Origin of the sequence: Deinococcus aquaticus (genome assembly GCF_028622095.1) — a bacterium.
Classification (GTDB): domain Bacteria; phylum Deinococcota; class Deinococci; order Deinococcales; family Deinococcaceae; genus Deinococcus; species Deinococcus aquaticus.
The window spans coordinates 2,090,510-2,103,405 of sequence record NZ_CP115165.1 but is presented as its reverse complement, the minus strand read 5'-3'; the positions used below and the strand labels follow the sequence as shown (position 1 = coordinate 2,103,405).

12 protein-coding genes and 4 tRNA genes are annotated in these 12,896 nt (G+C 71.3%); 8 read left to right on the top strand and 8 right to left on the bottom strand.

All coding sequences use genetic code 11. The features are described from left to right. Positions 1–141: 141 nt before the first annotated feature. Positions 142–2,319, top strand: coding sequence for a hypothetical protein (locus M8445_RS10155; RefSeq protein WP_273987648.1), 2,178 nt, complete (start codon positions 142–144; stop codon positions 2,317–2,319). A 153-nt stretch (positions 2,320–2,472) separates the two neighbouring features. Here the strand turns inward: M8445_RS10155 and M8445_RS10150 are convergent. The 3 genes from M8445_RS10150 to M8445_RS10140 form a co-directional block, all read right to left on the bottom strand. Beyond that, positions 2,473–2,549, bottom strand: a tRNA-Met gene (locus M8445_RS10150). Between the two features lie 35 nt (positions 2,550–2,584). Continuing rightward, a tRNA-Ala gene (locus tag M8445_RS10145) sits at positions 2,585–2,660 on the bottom strand. 86 nt (positions 2,661–2,746) lie between these two features. Beyond that, positions 2,747–3,454 (bottom strand): TrmB family transcriptional regulator, encoded by a 708-nt coding sequence (locus M8445_RS10140; RefSeq protein ID WP_273987647.1) that lies wholly within the window; start codon positions 3,452–3,454, stop codon positions 2,747–2,749. 131 nt (positions 3,455–3,585) lie between these two features. On the opposite strand from M8445_RS10140, the gene M8445_RS10135 reads away from it, so the two are divergent. Continuing rightward, complete coding sequence (locus tag M8445_RS10135; RefSeq protein ID WP_273987646.1) at positions 3,586–3,795, top strand: hypothetical protein; 210 nt, start codon at positions 3,586–3,588, stop codon at positions 3,793–3,795. Positions 3,796–3,882: 87 nt separating this feature from the next. Here M8445_RS10135 and M8445_RS10130 read toward each other — a convergent pair. Further along, positions 3,883–3,957 (bottom strand) — tRNA-Val (locus M8445_RS10130). 7 nt (positions 3,958–3,964) lie between these two features. After that, positions 3,965–4,040 (bottom strand) — tRNA-Ile (locus M8445_RS10125). Positions 4,041–4,149: 109 nt separating this feature from the next. Between M8445_RS10125 and M8445_RS10120 the strand changes: the two genes are divergently transcribed. The 5 genes from M8445_RS10120 to M8445_RS10100 all read left to right on the top strand — a co-directional run bounded on the left by M8445_RS10120 (position 4,150) and on the right by M8445_RS10100 (position 9,807). Further along, positions 4,150–5,571: a glycogen synthase gene (locus M8445_RS10120; RefSeq protein WP_273987645.1), complete on the top strand. Its 1,422-nt coding sequence runs from the start codon at positions 4,150–4,152 to the stop codon at positions 5,569–5,571. Next, positions 5,568–6,479 (top strand): hypothetical protein, encoded by a 912-nt coding sequence (locus M8445_RS10115; protein WP_273987644.1) that lies wholly within the window; start codon positions 5,568–5,570, stop codon positions 6,477–6,479. The genes M8445_RS10120 and M8445_RS10115 overlap by 4 nt, the downstream gene beginning before the upstream one ends. A 55-nt stretch (positions 6,480–6,534) precedes the next feature. After that, positions 6,535–7,362, top strand: a complete 828-nt coding sequence (locus M8445_RS10110) for an RNA methyltransferase (protein ID WP_273987643.1) — start codon at positions 6,535–6,537, stop codon at positions 7,360–7,362. 316 nt (positions 7,363–7,678) lie between these two features. Continuing rightward, entirely contained in the window at positions 7,679–9,331 is a 1,653-nt protein-coding gene (locus M8445_RS10105; RefSeq protein ID WP_273990881.1) for a GAF domain-containing sensor histidine kinase, read from the top strand. 215 nt (positions 9,332–9,546) lie between these two features. After that, the gene (locus M8445_RS10100; RefSeq protein WP_273987642.1) at positions 9,547–9,807 is read left to right on the top strand and encodes a hypothetical protein; all 261 of its coding nucleotides are present in this window, start codon (positions 9,547–9,549) and stop codon (positions 9,805–9,807) included. A 142-nt stretch (positions 9,808–9,949) separates the two neighbouring features. On the opposite strand, the gene apaG is transcribed toward M8445_RS10100, so the two are convergent. Continuing rightward, on the bottom strand, positions 9,950–10,354 hold the full coding sequence (apaG, locus tag M8445_RS10095; protein ID WP_273987641.1) for a Co2+/Mg2+ efflux protein ApaG: 405 nt from the start codon (positions 10,352–10,354) through the stop codon (positions 9,950–9,952). A gap of 38 nt (positions 10,355–10,392) precedes the next feature. On the opposite strand from apaG, the gene M8445_RS10090 reads away from it, so the two are divergent. After that, positions 10,393–11,448: a M20/M25/M40 family metallo-hydrolase gene (locus tag M8445_RS10090; RefSeq protein ID WP_273987640.1), complete on the top strand. Its 1,056-nt coding sequence runs from the start codon at positions 10,393–10,395 to the stop codon at positions 11,446–11,448. A gap of 79 nt (positions 11,449–11,527) precedes the next feature. On the opposite strand, the gene dusA is transcribed toward M8445_RS10090, so the two are convergent. Continuing rightward, positions 11,528–12,553, bottom strand: coding sequence for a tRNA dihydrouridine(20/20a) synthase DusA (gene dusA, locus M8445_RS10085; RefSeq protein ID WP_273987639.1), 1,026 nt, complete (start codon positions 12,551–12,553; stop codon positions 11,528–11,530). 73 nt (positions 12,554–12,626) lie between these two features. Then, positions 12,627–12,848, bottom strand: a complete 222-nt coding sequence (locus M8445_RS10080; protein ID WP_273987638.1) for a hypothetical protein — start codon at positions 12,846–12,848, stop codon at positions 12,627–12,629. Positions 12,849–12,896 lie beyond the last annotated feature (48 nt).

Genomic DNA, 12,896 nt, shown 5'->3' with positions numbered 1-12,896 from the left:
CTCCCCTGACGGGGGCACTGGGCGCGCTGGCCCCGGCTGGCGGCGCTTCCCATCCCCTACACTCGTGGGAATGCTGCCCTGCGCTGTTCCGTTTCCTCATCCACCCCGCCGGTCCGCCGTATTCAGCCCTGGGCGGCCCGCGTGAGTCTGCCCGGCGAACGCGTGTTCAGCGGTCCCGGCCCACTGCACCCTGCCCTGACGGAGGCGTGGGCGGCGCAGATCGGGCGGGTGCTGCGCTGGTCCCCGCAGACCGTGGCGCTGCTGGACTTCACGCTGCCGGGCCCAGGCGCCCGGGCGGTTCAGGCGGCGCTGGTCGGACCCGGCGGCATCGACCTGCTGGCCGACGATGTTCAGGAGGCCGCCCTGGCCGCCTCGGCCCTGCGTGCGTGGCTGGCCGGGCACGGGTACGCGGCGGTTCCTGTGAACGCCCTGACCGGCCTGCCCGACGACACGCTGCCTGCCGCGCTGCACGCCAGCCTTCAGGAGCAGGGGGGCGCGTGGCCCCGCGCGGACTGGCAGCCCGCTGACGCCGCGCGCCTGCCGGACCTGCTGAACCTGCACGCGGCGACGCTGTCGTTCGTGCAGGGCCGCGTCCTGAACGCCCTGGAAGGCCAGCCGGTGGCGGGCGTGCAGGTGTGGGCCGAAGCCGACGGGCAACAGGTGTGGGCCGTGACGGACGCGCAGGGGCACTACGTATTCACGCTGCAGACGGGTCAGACGGTGCAGGTGGGGTTCGTGCCGCCCGAACGGTACCGCGAGCCGGACGTGCTGCGCCTGACTCCGGCCCACGCGCACCTGAGTGTGGAGGCCCTGCGCCTGCCTGAACGGGTTTCGCGGCTGGGCGAGGACGACATCCGGGGCGTGATGATGCAGGCCATGCAGGCCCGGCTGGAAGCGCGCCTCGCGCAGTTCCCGGACGCCTGGACGGACCCGGCGCAGCAACTGGCGGCCGTGGTGACCGACCTGCAAGACCAGCTGCGCACCGCGCAGGAGCACGTGCAGGAGCGGCAGACGGCCCTGGCACAGACCACCGGCACGCCGGCCCTGGCTGCACCCCTGAGCGTGCGCGTGCGTCAGGCGGCCGACCGGCAGGTCCTCGCCACCCAGCAGGCTGATCTGGACCGCACCCTGCATGACCTGATCGCCATGCACGCCCAGACGCCCACCAGTGAGACGCAAGCGGCGGCGCAGCAGGAGGCCGTGCAGCGCGCCATCGACACCCTGACCCGCGTGACTGCCAGCCGCAGCAGCGAGCAGCGCCGCACCCACGCCAGCCTGCTGCCCCTGCGGGACGCGCAGGTGACGCCCCGCACCCCCGCCGCCGCGCCGGACATCACCCTGCCACTCCCGGCCGCCGCGCCCGCCGCGCCGCCCGCGTCCACCGGGCCAGTACCGACTGCACCAGTCACGCCTCCCGCGCCGATCCAGTCACCCGCGCCGGTCGTTCCTCCCGCAGCTCCCCTCCCGGTCGCCGCACCCGCACTCATCGCCGCCCCGATTCAGGAGGGGCCGCTGATCATTCCCCGCAACGCCGACGCACCCACCCGCCCGGCCGCCCGCCCGCGCCCCGTCGTGTGGATGGTCGCCGGGGCCCTCCTGGTTGCCGCGCTGGCCGCCACCACCCTGACCCGCCGCGCCGCCGCCCCGGACCTCACCAGCAGCCAGCAGACCAGCACGGAAGACGGCGTGAGCACGCCCAGCATGGTTGACCCGATCACCGAACCCGTGGAACCCGCCCCGGCCACGACTCCCACGAAACCGCAGGTGGTCCCGCAGCCCGCACCGGGGAAAGTCACGCCCACCGTCACGGTCACGCCCACGCCGGACGCGGCGCCCACCCCGCCAGTCCCGCAGGTCACGGGTGACGCGCCCGCCGCTCAGGACGCCCCGGTCACGCCAGCCGTCCGGCAGCCCGCGCCCCGACCTGCGCCCCGACCCGCACCAGCCTCTGCGCGGACGGCACCGGCCGCGACCAGCGCTCCCCTGCCCGCCACGGGCAGCGCAAACGAAAGCAGCACCGATACCGGCAGCCCGGACGCAGACACCGCCAGCACCCCCGCCCCCGCAGATACCACGCCCGCCGACGCGGTCGCGGACACCGCGGCCACCAGTGAAACCATCCCCGTCAGCACCAGCCCCGGCAACGCAGGCCCCAGCAGCACCAGTCCTGGCAATCCCATCCCTGGTAACGCCGGCCCTGGTAACACGGACGCCGCCGGGCCCGCACCGACCGAACCGCCCGCCGAGACTCCACCCCCGGCCATTTCACTGCAGGCCATTCCCGCCCTGCCACCCGCTAACACCGGGCCCGGCAACTGAACAGACGTAACAGAACAGCAAGGCCCGCCGCCCCGAGCAGTCCGGCGGGCCTTGCTGTTTGCACCCCGCTGGAGCAAACGATCCCTGCCAGTGAATCGATCCCGTGAACCGGGTATAAAAAAAATCCCCGTCCAGGACGAGGATTCTTACCTTTGGTGGCGATGCCCGGACTTGAACCGGGGACCTAACGATTATGAGTCGTTCGCTCTAACCAGCTGAGCTACATCGCCTTGAAAAAACCCCGCCTTGGGGCGGGGGCGTTCTCTGGTGGAGCTGAGGGGATTCGAACCCCTGACCTTCTGAATGCCATTCAGACGCGCTCCCAACTGCGCCACAGCCCCGCTTTTTCCCACTGACCCCTTTCGAGGCTCAGATAGATTAACAGCGGTCTCCCGACCTGTCAACAGGCGTGGGGGTGCGCGGGGCGTCAGGGGGTGCTGGTGGGGTCTGGAGCATTCGGGGTGGAGTGCTGGCCGGGGTGCTGCGCGGCGAGCTGCACGTACCCTTCGATCAGGTGAATGATGACGGGGTTGTGCGTGTGCACGCCGTGCGCCTCGCCCGCGCCGTCTTCTTCTATGAAATGGGCGATCAGGGCGGCCTCGCCGTCGCGGGCGAGCAGGAAGGCCCGCTGCCCGTGCGCGGCGATGCCGGGCACGTGGTCCAGGGCGGTGCGGTGCAGTTCAACGCCGCGTGGGGTGAGTCGTTCGAGGCGCTCGGCGAAGCTGGCCTCGCCGGCCATGTACAGGCTGCGGCGGGCGTTGAGGGTCAGGTCCTCGCAGAGGCTGCGGATGGCGGCCTCACCGTGCAGGTGGTACACGGCTTCCGGGGCGGGGTCCGGGGCGAGGCGGGACAGGTCGCGGTCGAGCGCGCCGAGGCGGTCGTCGAAGGAGCGGCGGGCGCGCGCCAGGTACTCGCGGGCACTGAGCGGTGCGTACTCCAGTGGGTTCTGACCGACCTTGGCGGCCAAGCCGCGCCCTTCGAGGCGTTCGAGCGTCTCGTAGATCTTGGGCCGGGGAATGCCGGCCTGCCGGGCCACGCGTGCGGGCACGGCGCGCCCGAGGGCCAGGAGGGCGGTGTAGGCCCGGGCTTCGTACTCGGTCAGCCCGAGCGCTTGCAGGTGGATCACGGCGCTCATCGCTGCTCAGCATACGGGATGCGGGCCGCGGGGCAGGCGCGCCTGAGAGCAGTCAGCTGAGCGGGCCAGATGAAGGTCACGCGGGGCCGGGCTTCACCTGCGGGGTGGCGGCGCGGCGGTACGGTGGAGTCATGATGATCAGCCGCTCGATGAGTCTGGACCCGATTCTGGAGAAGCTGGGCCGTGAGGGAGCCAGTCTGCTGGAGGCCGAGGCCATGCGTGACGTGCTGGCCGGGCGTTTTGACGGGCAGCTGCTGGACAGCGTGAACGAGGCCGACTGGCTGGAGGCGCTGGGCCGCATGGAAGCCGTCAAGCAGACCGGGAACGCCGGCATGAAGTGAAGCGGACCCCGTTCAGGCCGCGCAACTGAACGCATGCAAACGAACTCACAAGAAAAAGCCCCGCCTAAGCGGGGTATTTTTCTGTTCTGGTGGGCGGTATAGGATTTGAACCTACGACCCTTCGCGTGTGAAGCGAATGCTCTACCACTGAGCTAACCGCCCGGATTGTTGGTGGGCCCTGCCGGATTTGAACCGGCAACCAATCGGTTATGAGCCGACTGCTCTGACCGTTGAGCTAAGAGCCCTCAGGCGCCTGCGCCGTGCCCGTCGTTCAGGCGAGGGGAAGTGTAGCAACGGGGGCCTGCATTGTCAAACTGTGGGGTGTGGGTGGGTCTGGCGGGTACAGTGCGGGGTATGCAAGTCGTGCACGTGGCGTCCGAGGTGTTCCCGTTCTCGCGGTCCGGTGGGCTGGGTGATGTGCTGGGGGTGCTGCCCCTGGTGCAGGCCCGCCTGGGGGCGGAGGTGACGGTCGTGTCGCCCTGGTACGCGGACGTGCCGGACGAGGTGACCGAGGTTTGGAGTGGCACGTTGCCGGATATGTCGGGGCCGGGCCTGCCGGTGCTGCCGCCGGTGCGGGTGGGCGAGGTGCGGCGCGGCGGGGTGCGCTTCGTGTTCGTGGGCCTGCCGTGCTTTGACCGGCCGGGCCTGTACCACCCGGACGACGTGTGGCGCTTCAGTCAGTTCGGGCGGGCGGTCCTGCCGGTCCTGGCGGGGCTGGGGGTCGTGCCGGACGTGCTGCACGGGCATGACTGGCAGGCAGGTCTGGTCGTGGCGCGCGCGCGGTTGTCGGGCGTGCGGGGGGTGTTCAGCGTGCATAACCTTCAGTACCAGGGCCGCTGGAACCTGCCGGACGGCGCGCCCTGGACGGGCCTGCCCGACTGGACGCTGACGCCCGAGGGGCTGGAATTTCACGGGGACGTGAACCTGATGAAGGCGGGGCTGGTGTTCGCGTCGCAGGTGACGACGGTCAGTCCCACGTACGCCCGCGAGATCACCACCCCGGCGTTCGGGGAGGGACTGGAGGGCCTGATGACCCGCCTGGAGGCCGAGGGTCGCCTGAGCGGGATTCTGAACGGACTGGATCAGGAACGCTGGGACCCGCGCACCGATCAGGACGTGCCGTCGTTCTCGGACCCGGCTGGCAAGGGTGCGGCGGTGGCGGCGCTGCGCGCGGAGTTCGGGCTGGACGGCGCGCCGATCCTGGCGAGTGTCAGCCGGCTGGCCGAGCAGAAGGGCATGGACCTGCTGATCCTGGCGCTGCCGCAACTGGTGCAGGACTGGAACGTGGTTGTGCTGGGCGGCGGTGACCCGGCGCTGGAGGCGGGCCTGCGGGAGTGGGCGGCGCACCCGCGCGTGGTGTTCGCGCAGGGCATGAACGAGCCGCTGGCGCACCGCATCTACGCTGGGGCGGACGCCTTTGCCATGCCCAGCCGCTTCGAGCCGTGCGGGCTGTCTCAGATGATCGCCATGCGCTACGGGACGCTGCCGGTGGTGCGCCTGACCGGGGGACTGGTGGATACCGTGCCGGGCGACGTGGGCTTCACGTTCGAGCAGGCGACGGCGGCGGACCTGACGGCCGCGTGCCAGGAGGCGTTCGCGGCGTTCGGCGACCGGGCGGACTGGGCGGCGCGCGTGGAGCGGGCCATGGCCCTGAGCTTCAGCTGGGACGCCCCGGCCCGGTCGTACCTGGGCCTGTACGCGCGGGTACTGAGCAGCCCCCTGTCCCCCCTGACCGGCCTGGACGCGCCGCAGGAGCAGGCCGGAGCACCGGCATGAGCGGCGATGTCCTGGACCCCTCCGGCAGTCCCGTGCAGGTGGAACCCATGGCCAGCGAGCAGCTGGAACTGGTCCTGGCGGCGCTGTACGAGGCCCCGCGCGAGGCGGTCGCGTGGATGGCGCAGGCCTGCACGCACGCCTGGGTGGCCTTCGAGGTGCAGGTCGCGCCGGACGACACCCTGACTGCCGGGCTGGACCCGGAGCCGGCAGAGGCCGGGGTGCGTGAGGTGGTGCTGGGCGCGGTCGGTACCCGCCCCAGCCCGGCGCACGGGTCCGAACTGGTGGGCGGTGTGTTCGCCGGGCCGCGCCGCGCGGAGGTGGCGGCCGCCCTGGCCCGCGCCGCTTGGCAGGAGGTGGGCCGCGTGTACGCCTTCGCCGAGGGGCACCTGTTCCCCCCCGAGGCGCTGGTGCAGGCGGGGTTCCGTGAGGTGGGCGCGTACCGCCGCCTGGAAGGCCGGGTGCCGTACCGGCACGTGGACGCCCCGGACGGCGTGACCCTGCGCCCCCTGGCCGAGGTGAGCGAGGCCGCGCGGCTGGAGGCGCTGAAAACCGTCGAGGACCGCGTGGGGCATCACGCGGCCCTGCCGGAAGCGGCGCAGGACGGCGCCGGTGGCTTCGATTCGCACCTGAGTCACGTGGCGCTGGACGCCCAGGGGCGCGGGATCGGCATCTGCCGGGCCGCCATCGAGGAGGGCCTGGGCCGCCTGGACTCGCCGGGCGTGGCGGTCGCGTGGCGGCACACCAACGTGCGCGCCGCGCTGCTGAACAGCGTGAACGCGCGCCTGCGGGCCGCCGGGATCACGCGCGTCAGCGTGGACTCCTGGGGGGACACGGCCGGGGAACTCGCGCACGACCTGCGCCTGGGCCTGCACGTGGCCGACGAGACGCCCATCCTCGCCTCGCCCTAAGAGGAGTTGGGGGCGGGCACGGTGACCCTGCGGCGGATGCGCTAACATCCCCGCTGTGAATCTGGCCGTCGTTCTTGTCTCCCCCAAAACTCCTGGCAACATCGGTTCGGCGGCGCGCGCCATGCTGAACATGGGGGCGCAGGACCTGCGGCTGGTCGCGCCGCGCTGCGATCACCTGGATTCGCAGGCGGTCGCGATGGCCGTGCACGCCGCCGACCTGCTGCGCGGCGCGCGCATCTACCCCACGCTGCGCGAGGCGCTGGCCGACCGCGACCTGAGCGTGGGCACCAGCGCCCGCATCCGCGCGGACCTGCCGGCCCCGCAGCACCCGGCGCAGGCGCGGTCCCTGGTGCGCGCCGCCGCCGCGCCCGCCCTGGTGTTCGGGCCGGAGGAGACCGGGCTGATCAACAGCGACCTGGAGCAGTGTCAGGTGACAGTGCGCGTGCCGACCGGGGATTACGCCAGCCTGAATCTCGCGCAGGCGGTGCTGCTGGTCTGCTACGAGTTCCTTCAGGGGGTCGAGGAGCAGCCGGAACGCACCCGCAAGACCGCCACGCGCGAGGAGATGGAATCCATGTACGGGCACCTGCACGAGGCCATGCAGCTGATCGGGTACACGGACGCGGTGCGGGCCCGGCACACTCTGCGCCTGTGGCGCGCCCTGCTGGACCGCGCGCTGATGAGCAGCGCCGAGAGCCGCCTGTTCCGGGGCCTGCTGCGGCAGGTGCAGTGGAAGGTCGAGGACGCCGCCACGCGCGGCACGACCGCACCCCGCCGCGCCGACCCATCCGCGCCGCAGGTGGGTGGACCGGCCGCAGACGATCTGGCGCAGGCCGATCTGGAACAGGTCGAGGCCGACCAGCAGCCCACCGGTCAGCAGTAATCCCAGCACCTTCTGCTGCACCCTGGCAGAGTCGGCGCTTCCGGTCCGGCCCTGCGGCTTCCGTTGCGGTGAGGGGCGGGGCGGCTGCTCTAGACTGCCGGGTATGTCGGACGTTCCCCATCCGTCCAGACCGGACGCTCCCCTGACCTCTCCCCTGCCTGCCGGGGTGCCTGTCGCCCCGTCCGCTGCCACGCGACCGCTGCCCGATGACCGGCCCGTGAACGAGTTGCTGGAAGACCCGGAAGCGCTGCATTCAGAGGAACTGGACGTGGGGGTGGACGGCCCTCTGCCGCGCACGTTCCAGCTGTCGGACCGCGTGAAACTGGTGCGGAACGTGCTGCCGCCGCTGATCGTGCTGGTGGTGGGCGCCGTGGAGTTCCTGATCTCGCTGCTGCCGACCGCGCAGGAGTTGTGGGCGCACCTGCTGTTCTACGGGCTGGTAGGGCCGGCCGTCACGTACTTCAGCGTCGAGTGGATCGCGGAAGGCACCCGCGCGCGCGAACGGGCCGAGCGGGAACTGCGCGGCCTGTACGGTCAGCTACGGGCCTCTCACGCGCAGCTGGGCGCGGTACAGGCGCTCATGCGGGACCTGACGGACGCCGCCGACATGGGCGCGGTGCTGGACATCGCGGCGCGCGGCGCGGTCCGCGTGACCGGCGCGACCCACGCGACCCTGACCGTCCCCGGCGGCCTGAGCGGCTCGGCGCGGGGCAGCACGCTGCTCTCGTCGCCCAGCGCGGCTTTGTTCCCGCTGCGGGTGTCCATTCCGGGCGGTGGGGCGCTGGCGCTGCACTTCGATTCGCCGCCCACCCCGGATACCGAGTCGCTGGCGCAGGCGCTGGCGGCCGAGGTGGCGCGCGGCGTGGAGGCCGTGCGGCAGCGGACGCTGGACCTGATGACGCTGTACTCGGTGGATCAGAGCATCCGCGCCGAGCGCAACATGCGCCGCCTGCTGTCCCGCGTGACCCGCACCATGGCCGACCGCGTGGGGGCCGAGGCGCGCGCGGTGTTCCTGACCGATCAGGACAGCGTGCTGCGCCTGGAGTACGCGCAGGACCGGCAGGGCGAGGCGCGCGGCGGTGGGGTCGCGCCGCCCTTCGCGCTGCGGGTCGCGCTGGCGGACGGGCCGCTGATCACGACCGCCGCCGACGCCGGCGAGGTCTTCCCGGACGCTCGCAGCGTGCTGGGCATCCCCATGCGGGACGACGAGGGACTGGTGGGCGTGCTGATGCTGGGCGACGCCCGCCCGAACGCCTTCGACGACGCGCGGGTGTCGCTGCTGGCGCTGATGGCCGGGCAGGCGACGCTGGCGGTGCGCAACGCGCGGGCGTACCTGTACTCGGAGGAACTGGCGATCAGTGACGAGCGCGCCCGCATCGCCCGCGAGATTCACGACGGCGTAGCGCAGTCCCTGGCGTTCGCAGCCCTGAAGCTGGACGTGGTGGCCCGGCAGGTGCACAGCGACCCGGCCCGCGCCGAGAGCGAGGTGCGCGCCGCGACCACCCTGCTGCGCGAGCAGATCCGCGAGGTGCGCCGCTCGATCTTCGCGCTGCGGCCCATCGACCTGGAACGCTACGGGCTGCTGGAGACCGTGCGGCGCTACGTGCTGGATTTCGGCGAGCAGAACAGCCTGCGGGCGACGCTGGACATCAGCGGCGACGTGCACCTCTCGCCCGGCGACGAGGCGGTGGTGTTCCGCATCCTGCAAGAAAGCCTGAACAACGTCGCCAAGCACGCCCGCGCGCAGGAGGTCCGCGTGACCCTGCACGGCGGCGAGCGCGTGACGCTGCGCGTGCAGGACAACGGCGCGGGCTTCGACCCGGAGCAGGCCACGGGCCGGGTCAGCAGCGCCGGGGGGCTGGGCCTGCTTCAGATGCGTGAGCGGGTCGAGGCGCGCGGCGGCCTGTACCGCGTGCTGTCCAGCCCCGGTCACGGCACGCTGGTCGAGGCCGAGATGCCGCAGGCCTGATACGGATTCCGTCCGTTTCGTTAACAACCCGCAAGGACACCGGGTTGCCAACTCCACTCCCGAAGTCCGTTCTGCTCCTCCTCGTATCCGCTCGGATTGAAAGGCTTTGCAAACCTTTCAACCAGAGTCCGTATGACCTGCCTGACGTCGTGAATCTCACACTGGCCGCCTCCCCTGTGACGCGCCGGACAGACGCCCGGTGAGAACATGCGGTCATGAACAATCACAGGCACCCGGAAACGCGGTTCGAGGCGGACACCTGGGCCGTCATGGGTCTGGTCTCCCGCGAGGACGGCACGCCCGTGACCCTGGCGGACTACGAGGTGTTGTGGGAGGGGCTGATGCAGAGCTGCGAGGCGCACGGGCTGCGCTTTTCCGGGCGGGCCGTGCCGGTGGACTTCAACGCCCTGACGCCGGAAGCCGTGGCGGAACTGCTCGACCCGCGCCATAACGGGGTGGAAGACCTGCTGCGTTAAGTACCCTGCGTTTATCTTTTAGATAAACCGCGCGGAGCGCGCAGCAGACAAAGTACGTCAAAGCGGGAATGGAGAGGTTGCGGCGCTTTCCCGGAACCTCGCAATGGTAGCTTCAACGTACTTAGCGGCCCCGGCGTCCGGATCAATTCAGGGTGCGGCCCGGGAGGATCAGCGCGAAGGTCGGGATGGGCACGTGCACCTGCACACCCCAGGCGTCCTGCATCAGGTAGTGGCCGCCCATGTGGCCGGGCGCGGCTTCCAGCGTCACGAACGAGTCGTACAGGAACGTGCCGCCCGGAGCCATGACGGGTTGCTCGCCCACCACGCCCTCGCCGTCCACGTGGGTCACGCGGCCCGTGGCGTCCATGATGTCCCAGTGGCGGGCCAGCAACTGCCAGGTGTCGTCGCTGCGGTTCTCGATGTAAATCACGTACATGAACAGGTGCCGTTCCGGGGTGCTGTGATCCGCCACGTACTGCACGTTCACCTGAACGCGGATGTCCGGGCCGGCGCTGTCCGGCCCGTCCGAGCGGATGGGGGAATTCATGCGGCCCAGCATAACGGGCGCGGCGTAGACTCGCAGCCATGAGTGTCATCAACCGTGAATTTCTGTTCAGCCTGCTGGAAGTCGCCGCGCCCAGCGGCCTGGAACGCCGCGCCGCCGACGTGTGGCTGAAAGAGGCCGCGACCTTCGCCCGCACCAGCGAGGACCACTACGGCAACGCCTACGCCGAGATCGGCCCCGAGGACGCGCCCGTCATCGCGCTGATGGGTCACCTCGACGAGATCGGCCTGATCGTGTCGCACGTGGACAGCGAGGGCTTCCTGGCGGTGCTGCCGGTCGGTGGCTGGGACCCGCAGGTACTCGTCGGGCAGCGCATCCGCCTGCTCGCGCCCGGTGGGGACGTGATCGGTGTGATCGGCAAGAAAGCCATTCACGTCATGGACGCCGACGAGCGGACCAAGGCCAGCAAGCTCGAAGACCTCTGGATCGACGTGGGCCTCCCCAAGGAGGAGGTGCAGAGCCTGATTCCGGTCGGCACGTACGGCGTGATCGAGCAGGGCCCCATCATGGTCGGCACGCGCGTCGTGAGCCGCGCCCTGGACAACCGCGTGGGCGCGTTCATCGTCCTGGAAGCCCTGCGCGCCCTGAAGGACCACGACCTGAAGTACCGCGTGGTCGCCGTCGGCACCAGCCAGGAGGAGATCGGGTGCTTCGGCGCGCAGCTCGGCGGGTACCGTCTCGACCCCATCGCCGGGGTGGCCGTGGACGTCACGCACGAGACCAAGCAGCCGGGCGTGAGCGAGAAGAAGTACGGCGTGGCGCCGTTCGGGTCCGGCGCGAACCTGACGGTCGGGCCGATGGTCAGCCCCGTCATCACGCGCCAGATGACCGACGCGGCGCGCGAAGCCGGGATTCCCTTCACGCTGGGCGCGACCGGCCGCTACTCCGGCACGGACGCCGACGCGCTGACCCTCGTGCGCGCCGGGGTGCCCAGCGCCGTCGTCAGCATCCCCAACCGGTACATGCACTCGCCGAGCGAGATGGTCGACGAGCACGACGTGAAAGCCTGCACGGACATCATCGCCGCGTGGATCAGGGCGCTGCCGGAAACGCCGGACTTCACGCGCCGGGGGTGAGGGAGGAGTAGGCCTGACGGCCCACTGAACAGGGCGACACGCGGAATTCCGGTGTCGCCCTGCTGTCTGCCAGTCGCGGTCAGGCGGGCTGGGGCGCAGTTATGCCGGGGCGGGCGTCGAGCACCTCGGCGGGCACGCCTTCCAGGGCGGCGCGCACCACTTCCAGTCCGGCGCCGGGTTTGTAGCCCTGCTCGCTGAGAGTGCGTTTCCAGTGGCGGGCGCCGGGCTGACCGGCGAACAGGCCCAGGGTGTGCTTCATCATGCGCGGCAGCGGCTGGCCCGCCTCCAGCTGGGCGGCCACGTACGGCACGAAGGCCTCGATGGCCTCGCGGCGCGTGACGGGCGGCGCGCTCTCGCCGAACACGTCCTGGTCGGCGCGGGCCAGGATGAACGGGTCGTGGTACGCGGCGCGGCCGATCATCACGCCGTCCGCCCAGGCCAGCGCGTCCTGCGCGGCGTCCAGGGTCAGCACGCCGCCGTTCAGCACGACCGTCAGGTGCGGGAAGTCGGCCTTCAACTGCCGCACCACGTCGTACCGCAGCGGCGGAATCTCGCGGTTCTCCTTCGGGGACAGGCCCGAGAGCCACGCCTTGCGGGCGTGCACGATGAACGTGTCGCACCCGGCGGCCTCCACGGTCTGCACGAAGCCCGTCAGGTGCTCGTAACTGTCGAGGTCGTCGATGCCGATGCGGTGCTTGACCGTCACGGGCAGGCGCGTCGCGGCGCGCATGGCCTCGACGGCGCGGGCCACGGTGTCTGGCGTGCCCATCAGGGACGCGCCGAACGACCCGCTGCTCACGCGGTCGCTGGGGCAGCCGCAGTTCAGGTTGATCTCGTCGTACCCGAAGTCCTCGCCCATGCGGGCGCACTCGGCCAGGGCAGCGGCGTCACTGCCGCCCAGCTGCAACGCCACCGGATGCTCGGCCGCGTCGAAGCCCAGGTGCCGGTCGCGGTCCCCGTGGATGATCGCGCCGGTCGTGACCATCTCGGTGTACAGCAGCGTCCGGCGGGTCAGGGCGCGGTGAAAGACCCGGCAGTGCCGGTCCGTCCAGTCCATCATAGGCGCGACGGACAGCGTCAGGGGCGGGCGGGCAGGGGCGCTCATCAGCCGACCAGTGTACGGGAAAGGCCCCCGCCCCAAAGGTGGCGGAGGCCCGGAAGGCGGGTGGGAACTGGGGTCAGGAACGCTGGTCGTCGTTCGGGTCCGCGCCGAAGGTCGTGCCGGTCCCGGACGCCTGATCTTCCGGCACCGCGCCGGGCGTGGCGGGCGCACTGCTGCCCAGAGCCGTGTCCTGCGTGCCCGTACCCGACTCGTCGTAGTGGCCGCTGCGTTCGCTCATGCCGTTCCCGGCGTCGTCCGGCAGGCCGCCCTGGCCAGTGGTCTTCTGATCGTCGCTCATGACCCCACTCTCCCCCACCCCGCCCAGGGCGGGATGAGGAGTGCGGCG

What these genes read in the sequence shown, in the direction of transcription:
- M8445_RS10140 (WP_273987647.1), bottom strand. Translation starts at nt 3,454, where the DNA reads ATGAGCGCCGTGATCCACCTGCAAGCGCTCGGGCTGACCGAGTACGAA.
- M8445_RS10135 (WP_273987646.1), top strand. Translation starts at nt 3,586, where the DNA reads ATGATGATCAGCCGCTCGATGAGTCTGGACCCGATTCTGGAGAAGCTG.
- M8445_RS10120 (WP_273987645.1), top strand. Translation starts at nt 4,150, where the DNA reads ATGCAAGTCGTGCACGTGGCGTCCGAGGTGTTCCCGTTCTCGCGGTCC.
- M8445_RS10115 (WP_273987644.1), top strand. Translation starts at nt 5,568, where the DNA reads ATGAGCGGCGATGTCCTGGACCCCTCCGGCAGTCCCGTGCAGGTGGAA.
- M8445_RS10100 (WP_273987642.1), top strand. Translation starts at nt 9,547, where the DNA reads ATGAACAATCACAGGCACCCGGAAACGCGGTTCGAGGCGGACACCTGG.
- apaG (WP_273987641.1), bottom strand. Translation starts at nt 10,354, where the DNA reads ATGAATTCCCCCATCCGCTCGGACGGGCCGGACAGCGCCGGCCCGGAC.
- M8445_RS10090 (WP_273987640.1), top strand. Translation starts at nt 10,393, where the DNA reads ATGAGTGTCATCAACCGTGAATTTCTGTTCAGCCTGCTGGAAGTCGCC.
- dusA (WP_273987639.1), bottom strand. Translation starts at nt 12,553, where the DNA reads ATGAGCGCCCCTGCCCGCCCGCCCCTGACGCTGTCCGTCGCGCCTATG.
- M8445_RS10080 (WP_273987638.1), bottom strand. Translation starts at nt 12,848, where the DNA reads ATGAGCGACGATCAGAAGACCACTGGCCAGGGCGGCCTGCCGGACGAC.